This is a genomic window from Sinorhizobium mexicanum (assembly GCF_013488225.1).
GTDB lineage: Bacteria > Pseudomonadota > Alphaproteobacteria > Rhizobiales > Rhizobiaceae > Sinorhizobium > Sinorhizobium mexicanum.
This window is the reverse complement of the sequence record NZ_CP041240.1, coordinates 61,298-79,457: the sequence shown is the minus strand read 5'-3', so window position 1 is coordinate 79,457 and position 18,160 is coordinate 61,298. Positions and strand designations below refer to the sequence as shown.

Sequence of the window (18,160 nt, the reverse complement as noted above, 5' to 3'; positions counted from 1 at the left end):
TCAAGTTGGATTGGTCAGTGGCGCCAGTTTTGAAACTTCCTCACAGAGGCCACCTGATGGCCGAACTGGAAGGTTCGCATTGAGCTGCCGGTCGGCGCAGATCGATTTCAGTGCCAGAGGATCTGACTGAGAAACAGCCGGGTGCGCTCAGACTGGGGGTTAGTGAAGAAGTCGTGCGGATTATTCTCTTCGACGATCTGCCCCTGGTCCATGAAGACCACCCGATTGGCCACCGCTTGCGCGAAACCCATTTCGTGCGTGACGCAGAGCATGGTCATTCCCTCTTCGGCAAGCTCGATCATCGTGTCGAGCACCTCCTTGATCATCTCGGGGTCGAGCGCAGAGGTCGGCTCGTCGAAGAGCATAATCTTCGGCTTCATGCAGAGCGAACGGGCGATCGCCACCCGCTGCTGCTGTCCTCCCGATAGCTGGCCGGGATATTTGTGTGCCTGCTCGGGGATCTTGACCTTCTCCAGGAAGTGCATCGCCGCGTCGATGGCGTCCTTGCTGGGGATCTCGCGTACCCAGATCGGAGCAAGCGTGCAATTTTCGAGGATGGTCAGGTGCGGGAAGAGATTGAAGTGCTGGAACACCATGCCCACTTCCGAACGCACCTTGTCGATGTCCTTCAGGTCCGAAGACAGTTCGATCCCGTCGACGACTATTCGGCCCGCCTGATGCTCTTCGAGGCGGTTGATGCAGCGGATCATCGTCGATTTTCCCGATCCGGAGGGCCCCGCGATGACGATGCGCTCGCCGCGCCTCACAGTGAGGTTGATGTCGCGAAGGACGTGGTAATTTCCGTACCACTTGTTCATGTTCTCGATCCGGATCGCGATCTCGTCCGACACCATCATTCGGTTGCGATCGATCACGGTTTCAATATGCGGTTCCATGGTGATGGCTCCTTAACGGTGGTCGGTTTTGAGTCGGCGCTCGAGATGCATCGAGTAGCGCGACATGCCGAAGCAGAAGACGAAGAACAGGGCGCCGATGAAGATGAAGAGCTCCCAGTAGATCCCCTGCCAGTCGGTCGCCGCCCGGATCGAATTGGAAAGCGCGATCGGGTCCAGGAGACCGATAAAGACGACCAGGGTCGTGTCTTTGAAGAGGCCGATGAAGGAATTGACGATGCCGGGGATCGAGATCTTGAGCGCCTGCGGCATGATGACCAGCCGCTGCGCCTTCCAATAGTCGAGGCCGAGCGCTTCGGCCGCCTCATACTGACCTCGAGGCAGGGCCGCCAAACCGCCACGGATCACCTCGGCCATATAGGCGGTGGCAAACAGAGTCACCATGATGATCACGCGCAGGATTAGGTCGAAGTTCGTTCCCGGCGGCAGGAAGTAGTTGAGGAGCAGCGAGGCGGTGAACAGCAGCGTGATCAGCGGCACACCGCGGATGAACTCGATGAAGACGACGCTGATCGTCTTCACGAGCGGCATTTTCGAGCGCCGCCCCAGCGCCAGAACGATGCCAAGAGGCAGCGACAAGGAAATGCCGGTGACCCCGATGACGATCGACAGCAGGAATCCGCCCATTTCGCGCGAGGCGACGGGGGCAAGCGACAGCGGCAGAAGCTGCTCGAGCACCGTCGTGACCGGCCCCGGCGCGACGAACCACCAGGTCAGCACACTCACAATTGCCAGCCCCGCGCCAAGACCTGCACCGAGCCGCGCCGTCATCCGCAACAAGACTGCTCCGACGGCAAAGCCTCCATAGACCACGACAGGAAGCCAAAGGGTTCCGCCCCAGATCAGCCAGTAGGCGAGGCCTGGGAAGACGACGCTGAACCGGAGCAGCCTGCGCGGCACAGGCGGGAACAGGATCGGCGCCAGCGCCACGACCATCAGCGCGAAGGCAAGTACCGGCCGCCAATACTGCACGGGCGGATAGAAGCCGAACAGAAGCTGCGTCCAACGATCGCGGATCACCGCAAAGCAAGCGCCCTCCGCGCCATTGAGGATCTCACGACATTCACTGAGCGAATGCGCGTACCAGACGGAGTCGAACAGCCAAGGAAACACTGAGCAGACGAACCAGACCGATACGATGAGTGACATCACCGTCAGGAGTGCGCTCAGCCAGTCTTTGAAGAAATTCTCGCGCAGCAACTTGAGCAGACCCGTCTGACCGGCGGGCGGCTCGCGCGCGGGCAGCATCTCGCCGCGGACAAAGGCAGGATTGCGTTCGCTCATATCAACGCTCCTTCAGCCCGACGCGGGCATTGTAGGCGTTCATCGACCCGGAGATGATCAGGCTCAGCGACAGGTAGATCAGCATGAGCAGCAGCATTCCTTCGAGTTCGCGACCGGTCTGGTTGATCGTGATCCCGCCGAGCGTCGAGCGCAGGTCCATGTAGCCGACCGCCAACCCGAGCGAGGTGTTCTTGGTGATGTTGAGATATTGCGAGATCAGCGGCGGCACGATGACCCGAAGCGCCTGCGGCAGGATCACCAGCCGCATTGTCTTACCCGGCCGAAGGCCGAGTGCATGGGCGGCCTCGGTCTGGCCCTTCGAGATGGCCAGAATGCCTGCACGCACGTTCTCGGCAATGAAGGCGCCGGTGTAGATGCTGAGCCCAAGCCACATTGCGATCAGCGAATTTCGAAGCTGCACTCCGCCCTGGAAATTGAAACCACGCAGTTCGGGATAGCCGAGATGAAAGCCGAGCGCCCAGAGAAGGAGCGGCGGGGCGAGTAGGACGGTAATGGTCTTCCACCAAATCACCGGCCTGACACCAGTCTGGCTCTGCTCCCGGTTGGCATGGCGCACCAGTACCCGACTGACGAGGACGCACGCAATGACGACCACCAGGACTGCGATGGCGTTCAGGCTCGGCTCAACGATTCCGAGATTGAGCGTACCGAGACCACGGGTAAACAGCGGCTCGGGAATGAACACGCCGCGATTGGTAATGGCTACCGCGCCGAAGATCATGCTCGCGGTGGCATTCTCGCCTTTGAATGCGTTTGGCGCCGGCACGGCCTCGCTCATGATCGCGCCGAAGACGAGGATCCAGAGTAAGAGCGGAATGTTTCGGAAGACCTCGACATAGACGGCCATCAGCCGCGCCACGATCGGATTGCCGGACAGCCGAAGCACACCGGCAACTACACCAATGATCGTCGCCAGAGCGCAGGACAGAACACCGAGGACGACCGTGTTCAAGAGCCCCACAAGAGCTGCGCGGCCGTGGGTCATCTGCGTGTCGTATTCTATGAGCCGCTGATTGATGTCGTAGCCCGCGGTGCTCCACAGAAATGAGAAGGAGAAATCCTTGCCCAGAAGCGCGAGGTTGCGCACCGTGTTGTCCACCAGCCAGGCAATCCCCAGCATGAGGCACATCAGAACGAAGATCTGGATCGTGTAGGAGCGGTACCGACTATCGTTGAGAAGCATGCTCAAATGAAAAGCCTGGTGCGGCTCCCGCGTCGGAAAAGCGATTGCGTTTGTCATTGGCGAAATCCCTGCAAGTACGTCGCAGCGTTCCCCATGCCGGTGACGGCGGGATGCAGCGCGGTCATGCGTTTCGTCAGGAAGGGCGCGCGGTCTTCAAACCGCGCGCCACAAGGGCGTTCTCACCGGAACGGCTGGGCGTACATCAGGCCGCCCTTGGTCCAGAGCGCGTTGAGCCCCCGCTCGAGGCGGATAGGCGTTTGATCGCCGAGATTGGCAGCGAAGATCTCGCCGTAGTTTCCGCCGGCCGCGATAGCACGCCTGGCCCATTCGACATCGAGACCCAGCATCTTGCCGAGATCGCCCTCCTTGCCGAGAAGCCGGTTGATTTCCGGATTGTCCGAGTCATCGGCGAGCTGGTCGGCATTGGCCTTGGTCACGCCCAGTTCCTCGGCGGCGAAAAGCGCGCTCTGCGTCCAGTGCACGATGTCCGCCCACTGCTCGTCACCCTGGCGCACGATCGGTCCAAGCGGTTCCTTCGAGATGATTTCGGGCAGGATGACGTGATCGGATGGGTTTGGGAAACTGGCGCGCACCGAGGCAAGGTCGGAGCCGTCGCTTGTATAGACGTCGCACGCTCCCGCCTGATATTGGCGCTCGCCTTCGGCGCTTGAATCGACCGGCACCGGTTCGTAGGTCATTTTGTTGATGCGGAAATATTCCGCAAGGTTGAGCTCGGTGGTGGTGCCGGACTGGATGCAGACGGTAGCGCCGTTGAGATCCTTGGCCGAGGAGACACCAAGCTCCTTCTTTACCAGGAAGGCCTGCCCGTCATAGAAGTTGGTGCCCGCGAAGGTGAGCTTAAGGTCCGTGTCGCGCGAAAAGGTCCAGGTGGTGGCGCGCGAGAGCAGATCGATCTCGCCCGAGGCAAGGGCGGTGAAGCGGGTCTGTCCGGTTGTCGGAACAAACTCGACCTTCATCGGATCGCCGAGCACGGCCGCAGCGACGGCCCGGCAGAATGCGACGTCGAAGCCCTGCCATACACCCTTCGCGTCGGGAGCTGAAAAGCCTGCGGTACCCGAACTGACGCCGCAATTGAGTTTGCCGCGCGCCTTTACCTCGTCGAGCGTGCCCGCTGTAGCCGTGCCGGATAGGAGAGCCACTGCGCCGAGTGTTACCAGGAATAGAGATTTCTTCATTTTCGTTCCCCATTGGTTTTGTTAGCGAAACTTAATTTTGAGTGCCGTTGCTGAGTTCTGTTCAATCCTCCTGTCGGTTTGCTCCACGTGCGGTGATCCTTCTTCACCTCAGACTGACCGAGGCAATTTCCATGCGCTGTTCGGCATCCTTCCTCAGAGTCATCCCGAAGCCCGGTTCAGTCGGCACCACCAACCGGCCGTTGACCGGTTGGAGGTCTTCCTCGAACAGGTCGCGATTGCAGGACTTGAGCGCAAAGGTGTGGGTGCTCGTGGATCTCGAAATTCGGGATGGCCGCTTCGAATTGAAGCGCGACCGCCGAGCAGAGCGGCGAGCCGCAGACATACGCCTGAACCCCGACGTCGAAGGCATGCGCGAGATGCGCGATCTTCATGCCTTCGGAAATGGCGCCGGCCTGCAGATAGGGCAGGAAGCCCGGTCGCCATCGGGATCGACGAACGCGCCGCCACCTTCAGATGGGCTTCGGGGCTGTTGTAGTGGGTCGGTTCTTCGATGAAGAGCACGCCGAAGTCAGCGAACATATCCGCGATCTGAAGCGCGGATGCGGTCGAGGTCGGTCCATTCAGTTCGATGATGACATCGACATCCGACCCAACCCCTTCCCGGATGGCTTCCATTCGGGCCTTCGCCAGCTTGCGGTTTTGCGGTGTCAGAAGACCACGATGCCGTGCACGTCCGCCGCCCGCCGCGACATAGAGGGGACAGAGCTTGACGCAGCCATACCCCTCTTCCCGCACTTTCTGCGCGGTTTCGCGGTATTCGGCTGGGTCGTCGTGCATCCTGTGCTCCGCCTCCCAGCCGAAATGCAATTGGCTCGCATAGCAGCGTAGCGGTTCCGGCGTTTTCGCCCCGAGCAGGCGGTGCACCGGCAGCCCGGCAGCCTTGCCCTTGATGTCCCAGAGCGCTGCATCAAGCGCGCTCATGGCGCCGAAGATCACCGGTCCGCCGCCTTGCGCCCAGAAAGATTGGCGCAGCATGTGCTCCCATAGGGTCTCGGTGTCGTTCGGGTCATGACCGAGAACGAAACGCTCGGCGAGCTTGACGATCATCGGCCCCACGGCTTCGGATGCCGTTCCGAACGCCAGTGCAGCCTCACCGAGCCCGGTGATGCCCTCATCGGTGTGGATGCGCGCGAAGATGGGTCGCCAGAGCGCGATGCCATTCTGTCCGGAGAGGTCGATTTCCAGCGTTTCGACTTTGGTTATCTTCATTGCGGCCACTCCAGCTAGCGTTTCACCCGGTCGTTGAGGTTGCGCCTATCGCAGTCACCGCGACCCCGCCGCACCGCGCACATAGGTCCCGCCCAGCGCAAAAAGGGCGAGCACGAGGGGAATGAAGGAGAGCGCGAGGATGGTGTTCCAGCCGTATGCCGTCAGGAGGCCTCCGGAGAGAAATGAGCCGAGAGTCATCGTCCCGAATACGGCGAAGTCATTGAGCGACTGAACCCGCGCCTTTTCCTCGGGGCGGTGACACTCGAGCACCAGGGCCGACGCACCGAGGAAACCGAAGTTCCAGCCGACACCGAGCACGATCAGGGTGATCCAGAAATGCGCCACATCGACCCCCGTCAATCCGACGGCCGCGGAGATGCCCGTCAGCACCAGGCCCGTCATGACCACGCGGGGTGCGCCGAAGCGCGTGATCAGCCGACCGGTGAAGAAACTTGGGGCATACATCGCGACCACGTGCCATTGAATGGCGAGGTTGGAGGACTCCTGCGACAGGCCGCAGAGCTGCATGGCCAAGGGTGCCGCGGTCATCAGGAAGTTCATGAGCAGGTAGGAGACGACCCCGCAGATGACCGCCGTGATGAACCGGGGCTGGCGGGCTATAACACCAACGGGACGACCGCCCGCGGCCTCCACCTTGGTCGGCACCGGAAGGCGAACGCCGATCAGTAGCAGTGCGGAGAGTGCCGCCACCGCCGCCTGTGCGAGGTAGCTCGCCGCGAACATATGCGGCATCCAGAGATACATGGTGTTGTTGACAAGCTGCGGCCCGATCACCCCGGCGACGACACCGCCCGCCATGACGAAGGACAGGGCGCGTGGGCGCCGTTCAGCCGGCACGCAGTCTGCGGCCGCGAAACGGAAGGAAAGCACTACGGCGGCATAGACGCCCCCGAAGAACGTCGCGGCGCAGTATAGCCAGAATGAGCCGATCACCACCGCGACCGCCGCCAGCAACCCGACGAGCACGCCGCAGCCCGTCCCAACCAGAAATGCCGTACGGCGGCCGTAGTGTTGCGCGATGGCACCGGCGGGCAGCGTCGAGACCGCCATCCCCACCACGAACATCGATATCGGCATCGTGGCGAGCGCGGGGGTAGGAGCAAGCGTGTTTCCGGCGATCGCCCCGGTGGAATAGATGACGGCCGAATTCGCGCCCCCCAACGCCTGTGCAATGGTCAGCCTCGCAAGGTTGCCGCGTGCGGCGTCATAATGAGAAGAGGCAGCGGGTTCGAGCACTTTGCTTGCGGTAATTTCTGACATCCGGCTTCACAGGGCATGAGAGGACTGGTCCGGCGCGAGGTCTGGTCGCGTCGGGCGGAAAAGGCACTTGGCATTCGATTTGACCAAAGATTAGCGAATTTCGATTTGGCTGTATTTCAATGGACCGACAATCTATGTAGAGTACCTGCCAAAACGAGAGATAAACATGATCTGGCATCCGATCACCGCGCCACCCGGGGTTCGTCCTCCTCAACCGATCACCGTGCGAGCGCAATCCATTCCCGCGCGTCATTATTTTCCGGACCACTCCCATACCTGGCACCAGCTGGTCTATGCGATCTCCGGCGTGCTGACGGTTTACACGGAAGCCCAATCCTTCGTGATCACGCCGGATCAGGCAGTGTGGTTGCCGACCGGCGTCGTGCACCGCGTCGGCTCGCTTCTCGGCGCGGTATTTCGAAGCCTCTGGATCGCGGATGCAGCCGGCGCAAACTTACCGAGGGTCCCGACGATCTTCATGATGTCACCCTTGCTGCAGGCCTTGATCATCGAGGCCACGGAACTCGAGGGCGAGCCGGAAGGAGATGGCTATTCAGGTCGCGTGACCGCCCTCATCCTCGATCAGCTCGTGCGGGTCCAGCCGCTGCCATCGGCTTTGCCATGGCCGCGCAACAAGCCGTTGACCGCGCTGTGCGAGGCGCTCTATCTGGACCCGACGGATGACCGAAGCCCGGAGGAATGGGGGCTGGCGCTGAATATTTCGCCCCGAACATTGGCGCGCCGCTTCAACACGGAGCTGGGCATGAGCCTGCGCTCATGGAGACGGCGCCTTCGGCTCTTCCGTGCAATAGAGCTTCTGGGCGGTGGTCTGGGCGTAACACAAGTCGCCATGGAGCTTGGTTACGGCTCGACATCGGCTTTCGTGTATGCGTTCCGCATCGAAATGGGCAGTAGTCCCCAAGCTTACATGCGCCGCCATGTCATAGAAAGCGCAAGCGCGCCAACGGGCTCCGCCTTTCAAAAGGTGCAGAGCTGAACGATGGATCCCCCGTTGGGCCGGGCACGTTGGGCCTCGAACAGCCATCATGCCGGCGGGTCGAAGGCCCGGATCTCCGGCAGGTTGTCGTCGAAACGCTCCACCTGCACGGTCGTCAGTTGCCCCGTGCAGCCCTGCGCCAGGGCCGAGGTACCTTAGCGGATCTCTAACTGGCTGTACCGCAACATTTGCCAATTGATTATCTGCCAGTTTGCAGGTGCTCAAGACACGGCAACCGGCCACGCGCCCTACGGGTTGGCATACGCCCTCGGTAGGGCGCCACGGCGCACCCCTGACACTCCTATCGGCAGCGGTGCTCGTCCTGTGGCGCGGCCGGAAAGGCTCGTCTATTCCTAGATGGAACGGATCTGCCATCTGACGTGTTTGCGGCGCCTCGCGAGTACGCATAAATCCGCTACGGTTTCGGCTTACGATCTCGACAGAAGGATGCCTCTCCAGCCATTGCCCCACCCACCGCTCGCCGGACACCAGCGCCTGCCTTATATTCATCATACTTATTGTCCTTATATTGCGCTGCAACAACATCATCCTGTCTGCCCGACCTCCTGTGACGGCCGGCTCGCTTAGGGCGCACCATCGAGGGATCGACCCATGACAACTTCAATGAGAGATATAAGGGCGCCCGTCGCAGACCGAGGCCACGGCGGTATAGCAGCCGCGGTTCGGCGATCTCGCGAAGCGGTGGGATATAGCGTTGAGGACCTTGCAATAACCTGTGGCCTGACTGGCGCCGAAATCACAAGGATTGAAATAGGTGCTGATGTCGACCCGGGCAGGCTCCGGCGCATCGCTGCTGCACTTCGAGTGCCAACCTCCACGTTCCTACTGAACTAGCGGAACGGGCGTCGCGCTGTTTGCGGAGCCCAAATCCCCTGAGTGCAAAGCTACACAGTTGATGCCGCCGCGGCTTTGTTGAACGCGGCTCTCCTTGTCGTCAGCCGGGAAGATTGTCCCGATCAACAAGAATGTTGAACTTCGATTCCGAATCAATGAACTTATATGCGACGTACGTGAATCCTCGTGCACCAACTGCGCGGAAAAACCCGATCAGGATGAGACGGCGCATTGCCACATATGTGCAAAGGCGGTCTGCACCATCATTGGATATCGCCATTGAATTGACCTCACGGAAAGGAGGCTACATGCGTGCGCCATCAGGTGCTGTTGCAGGACTTTGCTCTGCCTCCGCCACCATGTTCGCAGTGGGGATGGCGTTCCTTGGCTACTGGGGATTGTATGAGCCCGACGCCTGGAGCAACGCCGATCTTGTCATTGTGATTTTGGCGCTCGCCGGATTTGCAGCGCTTGGCTCGGTGCCCTGGATTGTGACGACCCCCGTTGCAAATGACGGCGACGAGAAGGTCATAGCCGCCAGGCGAGCGTTAGCGTTGGGAGTCGTTTTGATCTGGCTGTCCGTCCTCGTCTCGGTATTCACCTAGTCTCGCCCCATCGGCTGCCTCTCGCGTCCTCGTGGAAGGCTCCTCCCCCACATTTGCGACCCCAAAGCATGGATCAATTGACGCTGGATGGCGTGATGTTTCTCCCATTCGCGATGTGCTCCAGCCTCTCTGCCGTTCGAAAGTTGAATCGATATCGAACCGATCCGCGCCGCGAAGAACGAGTGGCTACGCTGCCGACCTGCACATCGCGTTTCCGAACATCACCGCCAGTGCCTGCTTTTTCTCTGCGCGCACTCGTCGACAAGGTGCGCGAGCTGGATCAGGAAATCGCTTGCAGGGCCCGACGCGAAGATGTCGCCAAGCGATTGATGGCCATTCCTGGATTAGGACCCGTTATCGCCACTGCCCTCGCTGCGCCAGCAGAGATCTTCATGTGCAGGATTTCTCCGGCTGGATGGGACTGACACCGAGCCGGCATTCGACCGAACGAAAAGCCCGGCAAGACATCGGCAGAAAGCCGCCGATGCTGATCACGGTCGCCCTCGCCAATCGAATCCCCGTATCGCCTGGACGTTAGTGACCAAGAGTGGTCACTACGATCCCGCGGCAGCATGAGATCAGCTCTGGCGGAAAGGCGGTCTGACCGCCAGAGCGAATGTGAGCAGCTCGAATGAAGGACATAGACAAATGATCTTGAGATGGGGTCACCAGCCCACCGGATGGCACCTCGAGCACGAGCAAGCGTGTTGGACCTGATTTTCAGTCTCCCATATGGGCCCGCGACGCTTCAAGACAGGACTTCCTTAAGGTTGTTCATTCAAGAAACGCGGTTGCAGGCGCGGGCAGCAGCGAATAAGCTTCGCCGGCGGCGCCGACGCCGCTCAGCTCACGAGGATGTTCATGGCGACCGGTACCGTAAAATTTTTCAACCAGGACAAGGGCTTTGGCTTCATTACGCCCGACAATGGCGGAGCGGACGTGTTCGTCCATGTTTCGGCTGTGCAGGGTGGGAATCTGCTTCGCGACGGTCAGAAGGTCAGCTATGACCTTGGCCAGGACCGCAAGACCGGGAAGTCGAAAGCGGAAAACGTCAGATCCGTCTGATCGGCTACCTCATAGGGTCACCGGTGCTTGAAGCTAAATCTCGAGACCAACGATATCCCTAACCGCCGGTAACTAAAGCTGTGTTCACTTTTCCTGACCGAGAAACTTTTGCAGGACCTCAAGAAAACTGCTGAAAGCAACACCGTAATGCAGTTAGCCTCGCAGCTGACCACCGTCCCAAGTCGCAACGGTGGCTCCTTAGAACTTGAATTTGAATCCGGACGATAGGGTGAAGGCGTAGAGGTCCATGCCGGCGAAGTCGTTGCCGACATTGACTCTTGGTGGGCTCGTCGACCTGTCGTACTCCGTCGCCTCAGCTTTCTCGCGGAAGTACCTATCGAGATTGCCGGCCAGGAAGAGGCTGACGCGGTCGGTCACCTGATAAATTGCCTTGGCGCCGACCGAAACGAAAAGCAGCGTGCTGAACTCTTCTTCGAAACGCACTTTCCGGTGCCAGTGATTGTCAACATCACCGGCATCGACGCTGACGCCGCTGCGCAGCAGAGCAGAGAGGGTCCAATTGCCGAATTTCGTGGTCGCTTCTACGCCGAGGAAAACGCCCGGGTATTGCTGTTCGTAGCTAATGCCACGTTCGCTATCCGGGAGGTGGAACGTCGTGTCCCGGAAGCCATCGACACTGTAGGTGAACGAGCCACCAAAGGCGGTCCACTTCACATCGGTGTATTTGAAACCGCCGTGCAGGTTAATAGCCGTCGCATCGTTGATCACAAAGTCTCGGCCTGCGGCGATGTCAAGGTTGATGTAACGGTCAAGGTCAGTATGGGAGTGGATCGACCGATGCGACCAATCCCCCCGACCAAAGCCCCAAGGTTCGGTCCAATCATAGTCCTCCATGTGGCTATCGCCGGAAAAGCCGATGGCGGCGCTAGCTGAGATAGTCCAGTTGTCAACAAGCTCAGCCTTGAAGCCCGTCGTCAGAACTGGGGCGTCGGTTTCCCAGATCAAGTGGCTGATACGATTGCCCGCAGCGCTGTAGACAAGCTCGTTACCCTTGAGCCGAAGGTACCCTAAACCCATCACAAGGCTACTGTCGGGCGCAGCATAGATTGTTTCTTCCGCCGCTGTGGCGACTGTCAAAGTTGCGCAGAAAGCGCCGAAAGCAAAGACTGCCAATGACGTCAAGTTGTGCGTTCCAGCCGCCGCGGTGCGTACCGGTGATCGCGCCGAATTTTCCGATTTGCCAGCCAGCATCGCTGCAGAATCGCCTCGCTGCGACTTGCTCGCCGGCGGGATCACGTCGTGTGAATGTGGATGATGCGGAATGGAATGGCACTCTGGTGAATCAACAACGTTTGACGCATGGCGCCCATGTGCTTCTTGCCAACATACCCCGATGTGAAGTGTCATTTGCCCCCTTTCCTGAAGAGTTGATCCGATTGGCCGTGACAAGGGCAGTTCTGTTGCCGCGCTGCAGGGCCGAAAACAGGTTGGCCATCCTTCCTCAGTCCCTCACGCGGGCGCAGCCTGCAAGCTGGGCACAATGTGCAAAACCCTTCATCGGCTCAGTTCACGGGCGGCGACCCCATCTTCGCCGGGCTATCGTGGGATGTTTTCTCCTCCTTGGCTCAGCGCTTTGCCGACGTCGAAGCATGTATCGTGCCACACGGCAACATTGTTTTAAAACAATGAGATGGCATTGATGGCCTCGTTCGATGTCCGACATTTGTCGAGAGTGTGACACTGCGCTTACTCAACACGAAGGGCGCTTGGTCGTCGACCGTACCCGAAGCCGAAGTGATCCTCACCTACCAGCTTCGATTTCGAACGGATGCGAGTTGGGGCCCCCATGGCCCATCCTAGCTCGGCGATTTTCCGCGAGCTCAAGCGCAATGCTTTTGAGGACCCTCAGATGCCGGATCTGAGCGGCTACTATTATTGCGTGACCGCCAACGAGATGGCGCGTGAGCGCAGAGCCAAGCCGCGCAAGCTCGCCCGGTTCTCCGATGTGTGCCAATCGGTGATCGAGCGGATCATGGATGGCTGGTCGCCACGGCAGATCGCCGGCCGCATGCGGCTCGAGCGTCGATTTCCGTCAGCTACGAGACGCTCTACCAGTTCGCCCAGCTTCGGGGACGAGCGCGCCGGTCCGCGCCAGGAACAGTGAAAACGTGCGGTCACGCCGACCACGGGGACGTCCTTGGATTGGGCGCATCAATGAGGCGTCCACTTCGGCCTTAGTGAGGTGGTATCTCACCTCGATGAGCCCCCGTTTTATGGGAACCGTCAGCACGCGTTGGGCGACGCCGAAGGACGTCGGATCCGCGGCTGCGCAGCTTCTCGCCCGCTAGTTCGCCGCAGCGTTCGAGCGTCGTGGGGCGATCCCGCCAGATGTCCCTTCATGATTGAGGCGCCGCCAAGGTTGCGTGGGGAACGGACAAGCGTACCGGCGGCATTGACGCGCTTCGCCATCAAGGGGTGCCGCGCGACCCATTTTACAGCCCTGGCCCCGATGAGGTTTGTGGATCAGAGGTGAGCCGGACAATACTCGTGTTGGTCCGGGTTGATCAGGGGCTCGGCCGTGGCAAGCGGCGAACTCATACGGGACGCTTCCTGCACTAACATCTCGCGCATCCACAGGCTTGCCGGGTCACTATCGTGAAGGGCAGGCCATTGGACAGCCTCGGTGAATGGGGGAAGTGGCAGCGGAAGTTCGACGATCTGCAGAGGAATTGTCTTTGCGAAATGCTGCGCCAGCCGTAGAGGCATGGTTCCTATACGCTCGGTCCCCACCAGCATGGGCGGAATCATGCTGAAGCCCTGTAGGACGACGTCGGTACGTCTCTTGAGACCATGCTCGAGCAAATACCATTCCTCGATGCCTGGCCTCCGGCTATTCCCGAACTTGACCACAACGTGGCCCATCGACATGTATCTGTCGAATGTAAGTGGCTCCGACAGTTGCTCGTTCGTGCGACAACCGACGCACACGTGTACATCGTCGAACAATTTCGCGCGAGGATGAGCGTTCGACATCAAGATTTCCGGGAGAATTACCAGATCGACATCGCCGCGCCGGAGAAGGTCCTCATTGTCGTCGGTGGGAGGCCGAAATTCGAAACTGACGGCGGGAGCTTCACGCGCCGCACGCTCCACGATCCTTTCAAAAAAGACGAGTGTGACGTAATCGGAAAGAACGATTCTGAAACGACGATCCGACTGAGCCGGGTTAAACGGCTCCCAGGAAATGATCGAGAGCTGAACGTGCAGCAGAGCCTCGCGCACCGCGGAGGCGAGCCCTTCCGCACGCGGCGTAGGGATAAATTCGCGGCCAGCCATCGTAAACAGCTCATCACGGAAGTAGGTGCGCAACCGCGCGACGGCCGCGCTCATCGCTGGCTGGCTCAGGTTGATGCTGCGTGCCGCCGCCGTGAGGTTACGCTCGGCCATCAGAGCGTCGAGCGCGACGAGGAGATTTAGATCAAGACCCTTGAACCGCATGTCTCTTTATCCATACCGTGGATGTATGCCATCCGACCTATCAGCACCGTTTATTAGTAATACAAATTGACATTTTCACAGTGCAGAGACGGGGTATGGAAACTTTCATTCGCGAATTGCATATTGAACGCGAATTTGAATACGGCGTGTCGGATTGCGGACGCGCCGTGCTCGGGCAATGCTAGCGATCTAGCCTCGCGTCGCGCCGACTTTCAGCGAGTGAACGGTCGGACTTTCGTCATCGTGTGCCGATAGTTCGACCTGTTCGGTCAAGAGCTTCTGGCGGTCGACGACACCGATTAAGGCGGTCAAACTACGAGGAGCGCCCCTTGGCCGCTTGCGAAGTTCATCCGTGAAGCGGACGACAAATTGGCCGCTGTGGAAGCGGCTGAGCGACGGATGCTGGCGAGGAGAAAGTGAGCGGCACCAACGGCGATCATCCGCCGACGCAGAGGCATATCCACGGCATGGCTTCTTCCGATTCACGCGCCTCGTGGGCTCGTTCATCCGCTTTGTCAGGAGGACCTACGAGAATATGATCCGCCGACGCGTCTCCTTGTCTCGGACGGATTTTCTCCATAGTGCGCCCTATAAACTGCGGAGAACCTCCCGAACTGAAAGAACCCCCATTTCAGGCAGATTTCTTTCAAAAGCATACGGTTCTCTGGATCGAGCAGGTCCTCCCGTGCAGCGCGTAACCGAAGCATCTGTAGATAGGCAGCAGGCGTAGTATCCTTGAAAGCACGAAAACCCGCTTCGAGTGCTCTGGTGGAAACACCCACTGCATCTGCCACCATTGGCATTGTAATCGGACGGTTGATATTGGCACACATGAACTCGATCCCGCGGCGGACATGGCCGGGAGCAATCATGCAAGGCTTCTTATCCAGTAAATGCGACAACCGATGAGGCACCATCCTTATTACCACGTCGGCTAGTGCCTGCGTAATATGTGCCATCGCTACGGGAGAATGAGTAAGGGGGCCATTATCGCGTATTCCGTCGATGACCGCTTCCGTAATATTGCCGATTGTCCTGCCAACTGGCGTTGACAGATCCAATTCGGGCAACAGGTCGAGCGAGCCATTAAACGGCACATCGAAAGTTTCGCCAATGGTCCGTTGGATCAAGGACCAATCAAGCACCAACTCGTCTATGAGATTGGATTGCCCGTGCATTGAGATGCCGCCAGGCTCGAAATTCCGGTAAAGAAGCAATTTCCCTTGTCCGGCCTCGGCGATGCGCGAACCGTACGTGACCCCCATGCCACCTCTGCGCGGCACTACGATCGATAGGTGCTCTGTTGCATCGGAAGCCCCCTGAGCGCGGAACTGAAACCCTGTCTGATGGTACCCAGTAATCAATGCTGCGCTTTCACAGGCCGAAAGATCGATCGCCCAATGAAAGTCTTGAGCACGGCCGACGAGCTCGGCATCGAATGTGCCGAAAACCCCTCCCAGGGTTTCGATCATGCTATCGAACGTTGAGCCGCGATATCGAAAAACGGCATCACCGGCGCTATTTTCCATCATGTATTCTCCAGGTTCAGTATTGCTGCTTTTATCGTTCCTGCTGGTTCAATGGCCGAGGACCTGACCCAAAGATGTGCGCGTGCAGTCCGATTGCGGCGCGCTGTCTGCATCTCGCCCGTTCTGTACCCAATAGCAAGCTGAGCAGGTAAATTTATACGACAGCGCTAATATAGAAAAGAAGAAGGTGCCATGCCGGGCTAGCCGGGTTGCTACGAAATTTCGCAACGTAGAGCGGGACCAAGAACCAATCGAAATCCCATCAGGAGTCGTGCACCACACGGACGCCCCGCCGGCGATTTCAGCCACCCGCTTCGATGATCTGATTGCCTATCCGGTAAACAAGACCGTATCCCATTCGACCTCAAGCTTGCCTGTGTCTCCTCTCTTCGACGACGGAAATTCCCACCGGCGCCCCCACACAGCCTCCCTCTTGTGCTCGTGAGATCGGCTTCCGCGTGCTCAGCGCTGCCGCTGCCCTTGTGCCCATTGCTACCGCCCCGGCGAGTCGTCCGACCGGGATCGGGTCTCCTCGCCGAGACAGTCGCGGAAGTAGGGTATTGGTTTGTTCACCCAACGGTTGATATTTTCTTCCATCCAAGACGCGTTGATTGCAAAGATTCCTGCGCTCAAACCCTCCATGCAAGCCGGGGCTCCCGCGTCCCCCAACCGTCCAATCAGCCCTGGGTCAAGCTTTCGGCAGGCCACATTCTCAAGGTGCTCTTCGAGGTGCATGCTTCCTTTTTGGCTGCGTATCTTGGCTCGGATCCGGTAGCGGCAAATTCTCTGTCGCAAATGGCAAATTCATTGCGGCGGGTCGACGTGATCGATCACCGAATGTTGCGACCGGGGCGTTCGGCGCAAATCCTCATCGTCGATTGCCGCCTGCCGCATCAACACGAGCACCAGCCTGCAAGACTCCCTCCCGAACTCATGCAACTGGCACTCGTTTCCGAAACCGGCCTGCATCGTAGCGCGGTTTTCGCCAGCGGATTTTTGGACTACCTGCTGTGGCCGCTGATAGAGCAGGAAGTGGTAAGCCGGCTTGGAGCCTGCGTCGCTCAGATCGAGCAACGGTCTGCTGCGCTGTTCTTCTCCGCCGACCCGCTCGTGCAGAAGTCATGTGATCTGCTGGTGCAGCGCGTCGCTCGGCAGATTCCGTTGAGCGAGCTGGCGCGGATAGTCGGCACCAACAGGACAACGCTCGTTAACCGCTTTGAAACTTCCTTTGGCTGCGGGCCCATCACCTGGCTACGCCACTATCGGATGGCCGAGGCGGCCAGGCGCTTGCGCAGCGGCAACGAAAGCGTCAGCAAGATTGCCGAAACGCTGGGTTACGAGAACAGCAACAACTTCTCGACGGCGTTCAAGTCCGTTCATGGCCTCCCGCCGCTCCTCTACCGCAAAATGGCATTCCGCAGAGAAAAGCCTGTCTGAGGCAAAGGTGGAGACCGAAACAACCTGATATACAGCTAATGAGAGCATTCAAAGGGATTATTACACCCATTAGTTTTACGGGGAAAGCCCGAAGGCTCTCGGAGCAACGTTCAAATCTCACCGTAGGAGGCAAGTATGCCGAGCGTATCCGCAGTGAATGTCCAGGAACATGAACAGAGCTATTCGAACAAGAGCTACGACGCAGCACGCACCTTCTTTTATGCCAAGCCTCTGATGCTGGCCAAGACCGATGCTCAGGCCCCCAGCGACGAGCAGATCGCCAACGACCAGGGCACAGTTCAGTTCCACCTCATTGGCCAGAAAACCAATGATCCGACGTGGAGCGGCATCATGAATGAAAACCAGGACAATCTGCTGGCGATGGGCGGCCTCATCCACGACTATATGCATACCCACTATCCCAATATCGACTCGAAAAAACTCGACATAGACACTTGGTCGGACGTCGTCGGTAACATTCCCGATCTCTCGATCGGAGCGCAGAAGCAGAAAGCCTACTCGAACAAATTTGTCGGCACGTCCGTTTCGGGCACGTTCCTCTCCTTGATTGCCAAGGCGCTCATCACGGGCGGGGCATCTTTGCTGACGGATTTCCAGTCCTTCCTGACGCAGATGGGCAACCTGACCTTCAGTGCCAGCAGCAAGGCGCAGCAGTACAAGGCGCTGACATGCACCTATCAAAGCTATCTTCTCGATAACGGGGCCGGCGGATATTTCGACTACGGTGCGATCGTGTTGCGGCAGATCGAGTTCAAGGAATACTTCCTCGAGCTGAAATCCTCCTGCTCGTCGACACAATACGTCAATGTCGACATGGACTATACCGAGATCACCAACATCGTTCAGACCCGTCGCATCCGCAAGGACGGCCCAGACTATAAGAACTTCCAGGAGCTCGTGAACAAGAACTCCACCGAGCAGTTCAAGAAGGCCAAGAACTTCTTCAACGGCGGCTCGACTCCGCAGAACGACATCAAGCCGCAGGTCTGAGCTCGGACCTCAATCGCGATCAACGCAGCTCATCGAACCACGGTTCGGCTTGGGACAAAGCGTCAGCCAAGGCGATGGAGCAATCCGGAAGAC

At 59.1% G+C, this 18,160-nt stretch carries 16 protein-coding genes and 1 pseudogene; 8 read left to right on the top strand and 9 right to left on the bottom strand.

Annotated elements, in window-relative coordinates:
- Positions 1-107: 107 nt before the first annotated feature.
- From FKV68_RS22565 to FKV68_RS22540, 6 genes are all read right to left on the bottom strand, one after another.
- Positions 108-896, bottom strand: coding sequence for an amino acid ABC transporter ATP-binding protein (locus FKV68_RS22565; protein WP_269808462.1), 789 nt, complete (start codon positions 894-896; stop codon positions 108-110).
- Between the two features lie 12 nt (positions 897-908).
- Positions 909-2,198 (bottom strand): amino acid ABC transporter permease, encoded by a 1,290-nt coding sequence (locus tag FKV68_RS22560; protein WP_180942191.1) that lies wholly within the window; start codon positions 2,196-2,198, stop codon positions 909-911.
- A gap of 1 nt (position 2,199) precedes the next feature.
- A complete protein-coding gene (locus FKV68_RS22555) occupies positions 2,200-3,447 on the bottom strand; it encodes an amino acid ABC transporter permease (RefSeq protein WP_427915996.1) in 1,248 nt (415 codons plus the stop codon).
- 134 nt (positions 3,448-3,581) lie between these two features.
- Positions 3,582-4,598 (bottom strand): amino acid ABC transporter substrate-binding protein, encoded by a 1,017-nt coding sequence (locus FKV68_RS22550; RefSeq protein ID WP_180942189.1) that lies wholly within the window; start codon positions 4,596-4,598, stop codon positions 3,582-3,584.
- A gap of 159 nt (positions 4,599-4,757) precedes the next feature.
- On the bottom strand, positions 4,758-5,828 hold the full coding sequence (locus tag FKV68_RS22545) for a mandelate racemase/muconate lactonizing enzyme family protein (RefSeq protein ID WP_245181570.1): 1,071 nt from the start codon (positions 5,826-5,828) through the stop codon (positions 4,758-4,760).
- A 54-nt stretch (positions 5,829-5,882) separates the two neighbouring features.
- Positions 5,883-7,109 (bottom strand): MFS transporter, encoded by a 1,227-nt coding sequence (locus tag FKV68_RS22540; protein ID WP_180942188.1) that lies wholly within the window; start codon positions 7,107-7,109, stop codon positions 5,883-5,885.
- A 166-nt stretch (positions 7,110-7,275) separates the two neighbouring features.
- Here FKV68_RS22540 and FKV68_RS22535 point away from each other — a divergent pair, with 166 nt between their 5' ends.
- From FKV68_RS22535 to FKV68_RS22515, 5 genes are all read left to right on the top strand, one after another.
- Complete coding sequence (locus tag FKV68_RS22535; RefSeq protein WP_180942187.1) at positions 7,276-8,106, top strand: AraC family transcriptional regulator; 831 nt, start codon at positions 7,276-7,278, stop codon at positions 8,104-8,106.
- A gap of 612 nt (positions 8,107-8,718) precedes the next feature.
- The gene (locus FKV68_RS22530) at positions 8,719-8,961 is read left to right on the top strand and encodes a helix-turn-helix domain-containing protein (RefSeq protein WP_180942186.1); all 243 of its coding nucleotides are present in this window, start codon (positions 8,719-8,721) and stop codon (positions 8,959-8,961) included.
- Between the two features lie 308 nt (positions 8,962-9,269).
- Positions 9,270-9,566 carry a hypothetical protein gene (locus FKV68_RS22525; RefSeq protein ID WP_180942185.1) on the top strand — a complete coding sequence of 99 codons (297 nt, stop codon included), beginning with the start codon at positions 9,270-9,272 and terminating at the stop codon, positions 9,564-9,566.
- Between the two features lie 68 nt (positions 9,567-9,634).
- A complete protein-coding gene (locus FKV68_RS22520; protein ID WP_180942184.1) occupies positions 9,635-9,991 on the top strand; it encodes a hypothetical protein in 357 nt (118 codons plus the stop codon).
- Positions 9,992-10,427: 436 nt separating this feature from the next.
- Positions 10,428-10,631 (top strand): cold-shock protein, encoded by a 204-nt coding sequence (locus FKV68_RS22515; protein WP_180942183.1) that lies wholly within the window; start codon positions 10,428-10,430, stop codon positions 10,629-10,631.
- Between the two features lie 198 nt (positions 10,632-10,829).
- Here the strand turns inward: FKV68_RS22515 and FKV68_RS22510 are convergent, their stop codons facing one another.
- Positions 10,830-11,999, bottom strand: a complete 1,170-nt coding sequence (locus FKV68_RS22510) for an omptin family outer membrane protease (RefSeq protein WP_180942182.1) — start codon at positions 11,997-11,999, stop codon at positions 10,830-10,832.
- Positions 12,000-12,453: 454 nt separating this feature from the next.
- Here FKV68_RS22510 and FKV68_RS22505 point away from each other — a divergent pair.
- A pseudogene (locus tag FKV68_RS22505) lies at positions 12,454-12,713 on the top strand (IS30 family transposase); the annotation flags it as partial.
- Between the two features lie 402 nt (positions 12,714-13,115).
- Here the strand turns inward: FKV68_RS22505 and nodD2 are convergent.
- Together nodD2 and FKV68_RS22495 are read right to left on the bottom strand one after the other, a co-directional pair.
- Complete coding sequence (gene nodD2, locus FKV68_RS22500) at positions 13,116-14,090, bottom strand: transcriptional regulator NodD2 (RefSeq protein WP_180942181.1); 975 nt, start codon at positions 14,088-14,090, stop codon at positions 13,116-13,118.
- Between the two features lie 515 nt (positions 14,091-14,605).
- A complete protein-coding gene (locus FKV68_RS22495; protein ID WP_180942180.1) occupies positions 14,606-15,622 on the bottom strand; it encodes a helix-turn-helix transcriptional regulator in 1,017 nt (338 codons plus the stop codon).
- A gap of 714 nt (positions 15,623-16,336) precedes the next feature.
- Here FKV68_RS22495 and FKV68_RS22490 point away from each other — a divergent pair.
- Entirely contained in the window at positions 16,337-17,056 is a 720-nt protein-coding gene (locus FKV68_RS22490) for a helix-turn-helix domain-containing protein (RefSeq protein WP_246452681.1), read from the top strand.
- Between the two features lie 135 nt (positions 17,057-17,191).
- Positions 17,192-18,067: a hypothetical protein gene (locus FKV68_RS22485; protein WP_180942179.1), complete on the top strand. Its 876-nt coding sequence runs from the start codon at positions 17,192-17,194 to the stop codon at positions 18,065-18,067.
- Positions 18,068-18,160: the final 93 nt, after the last annotated feature.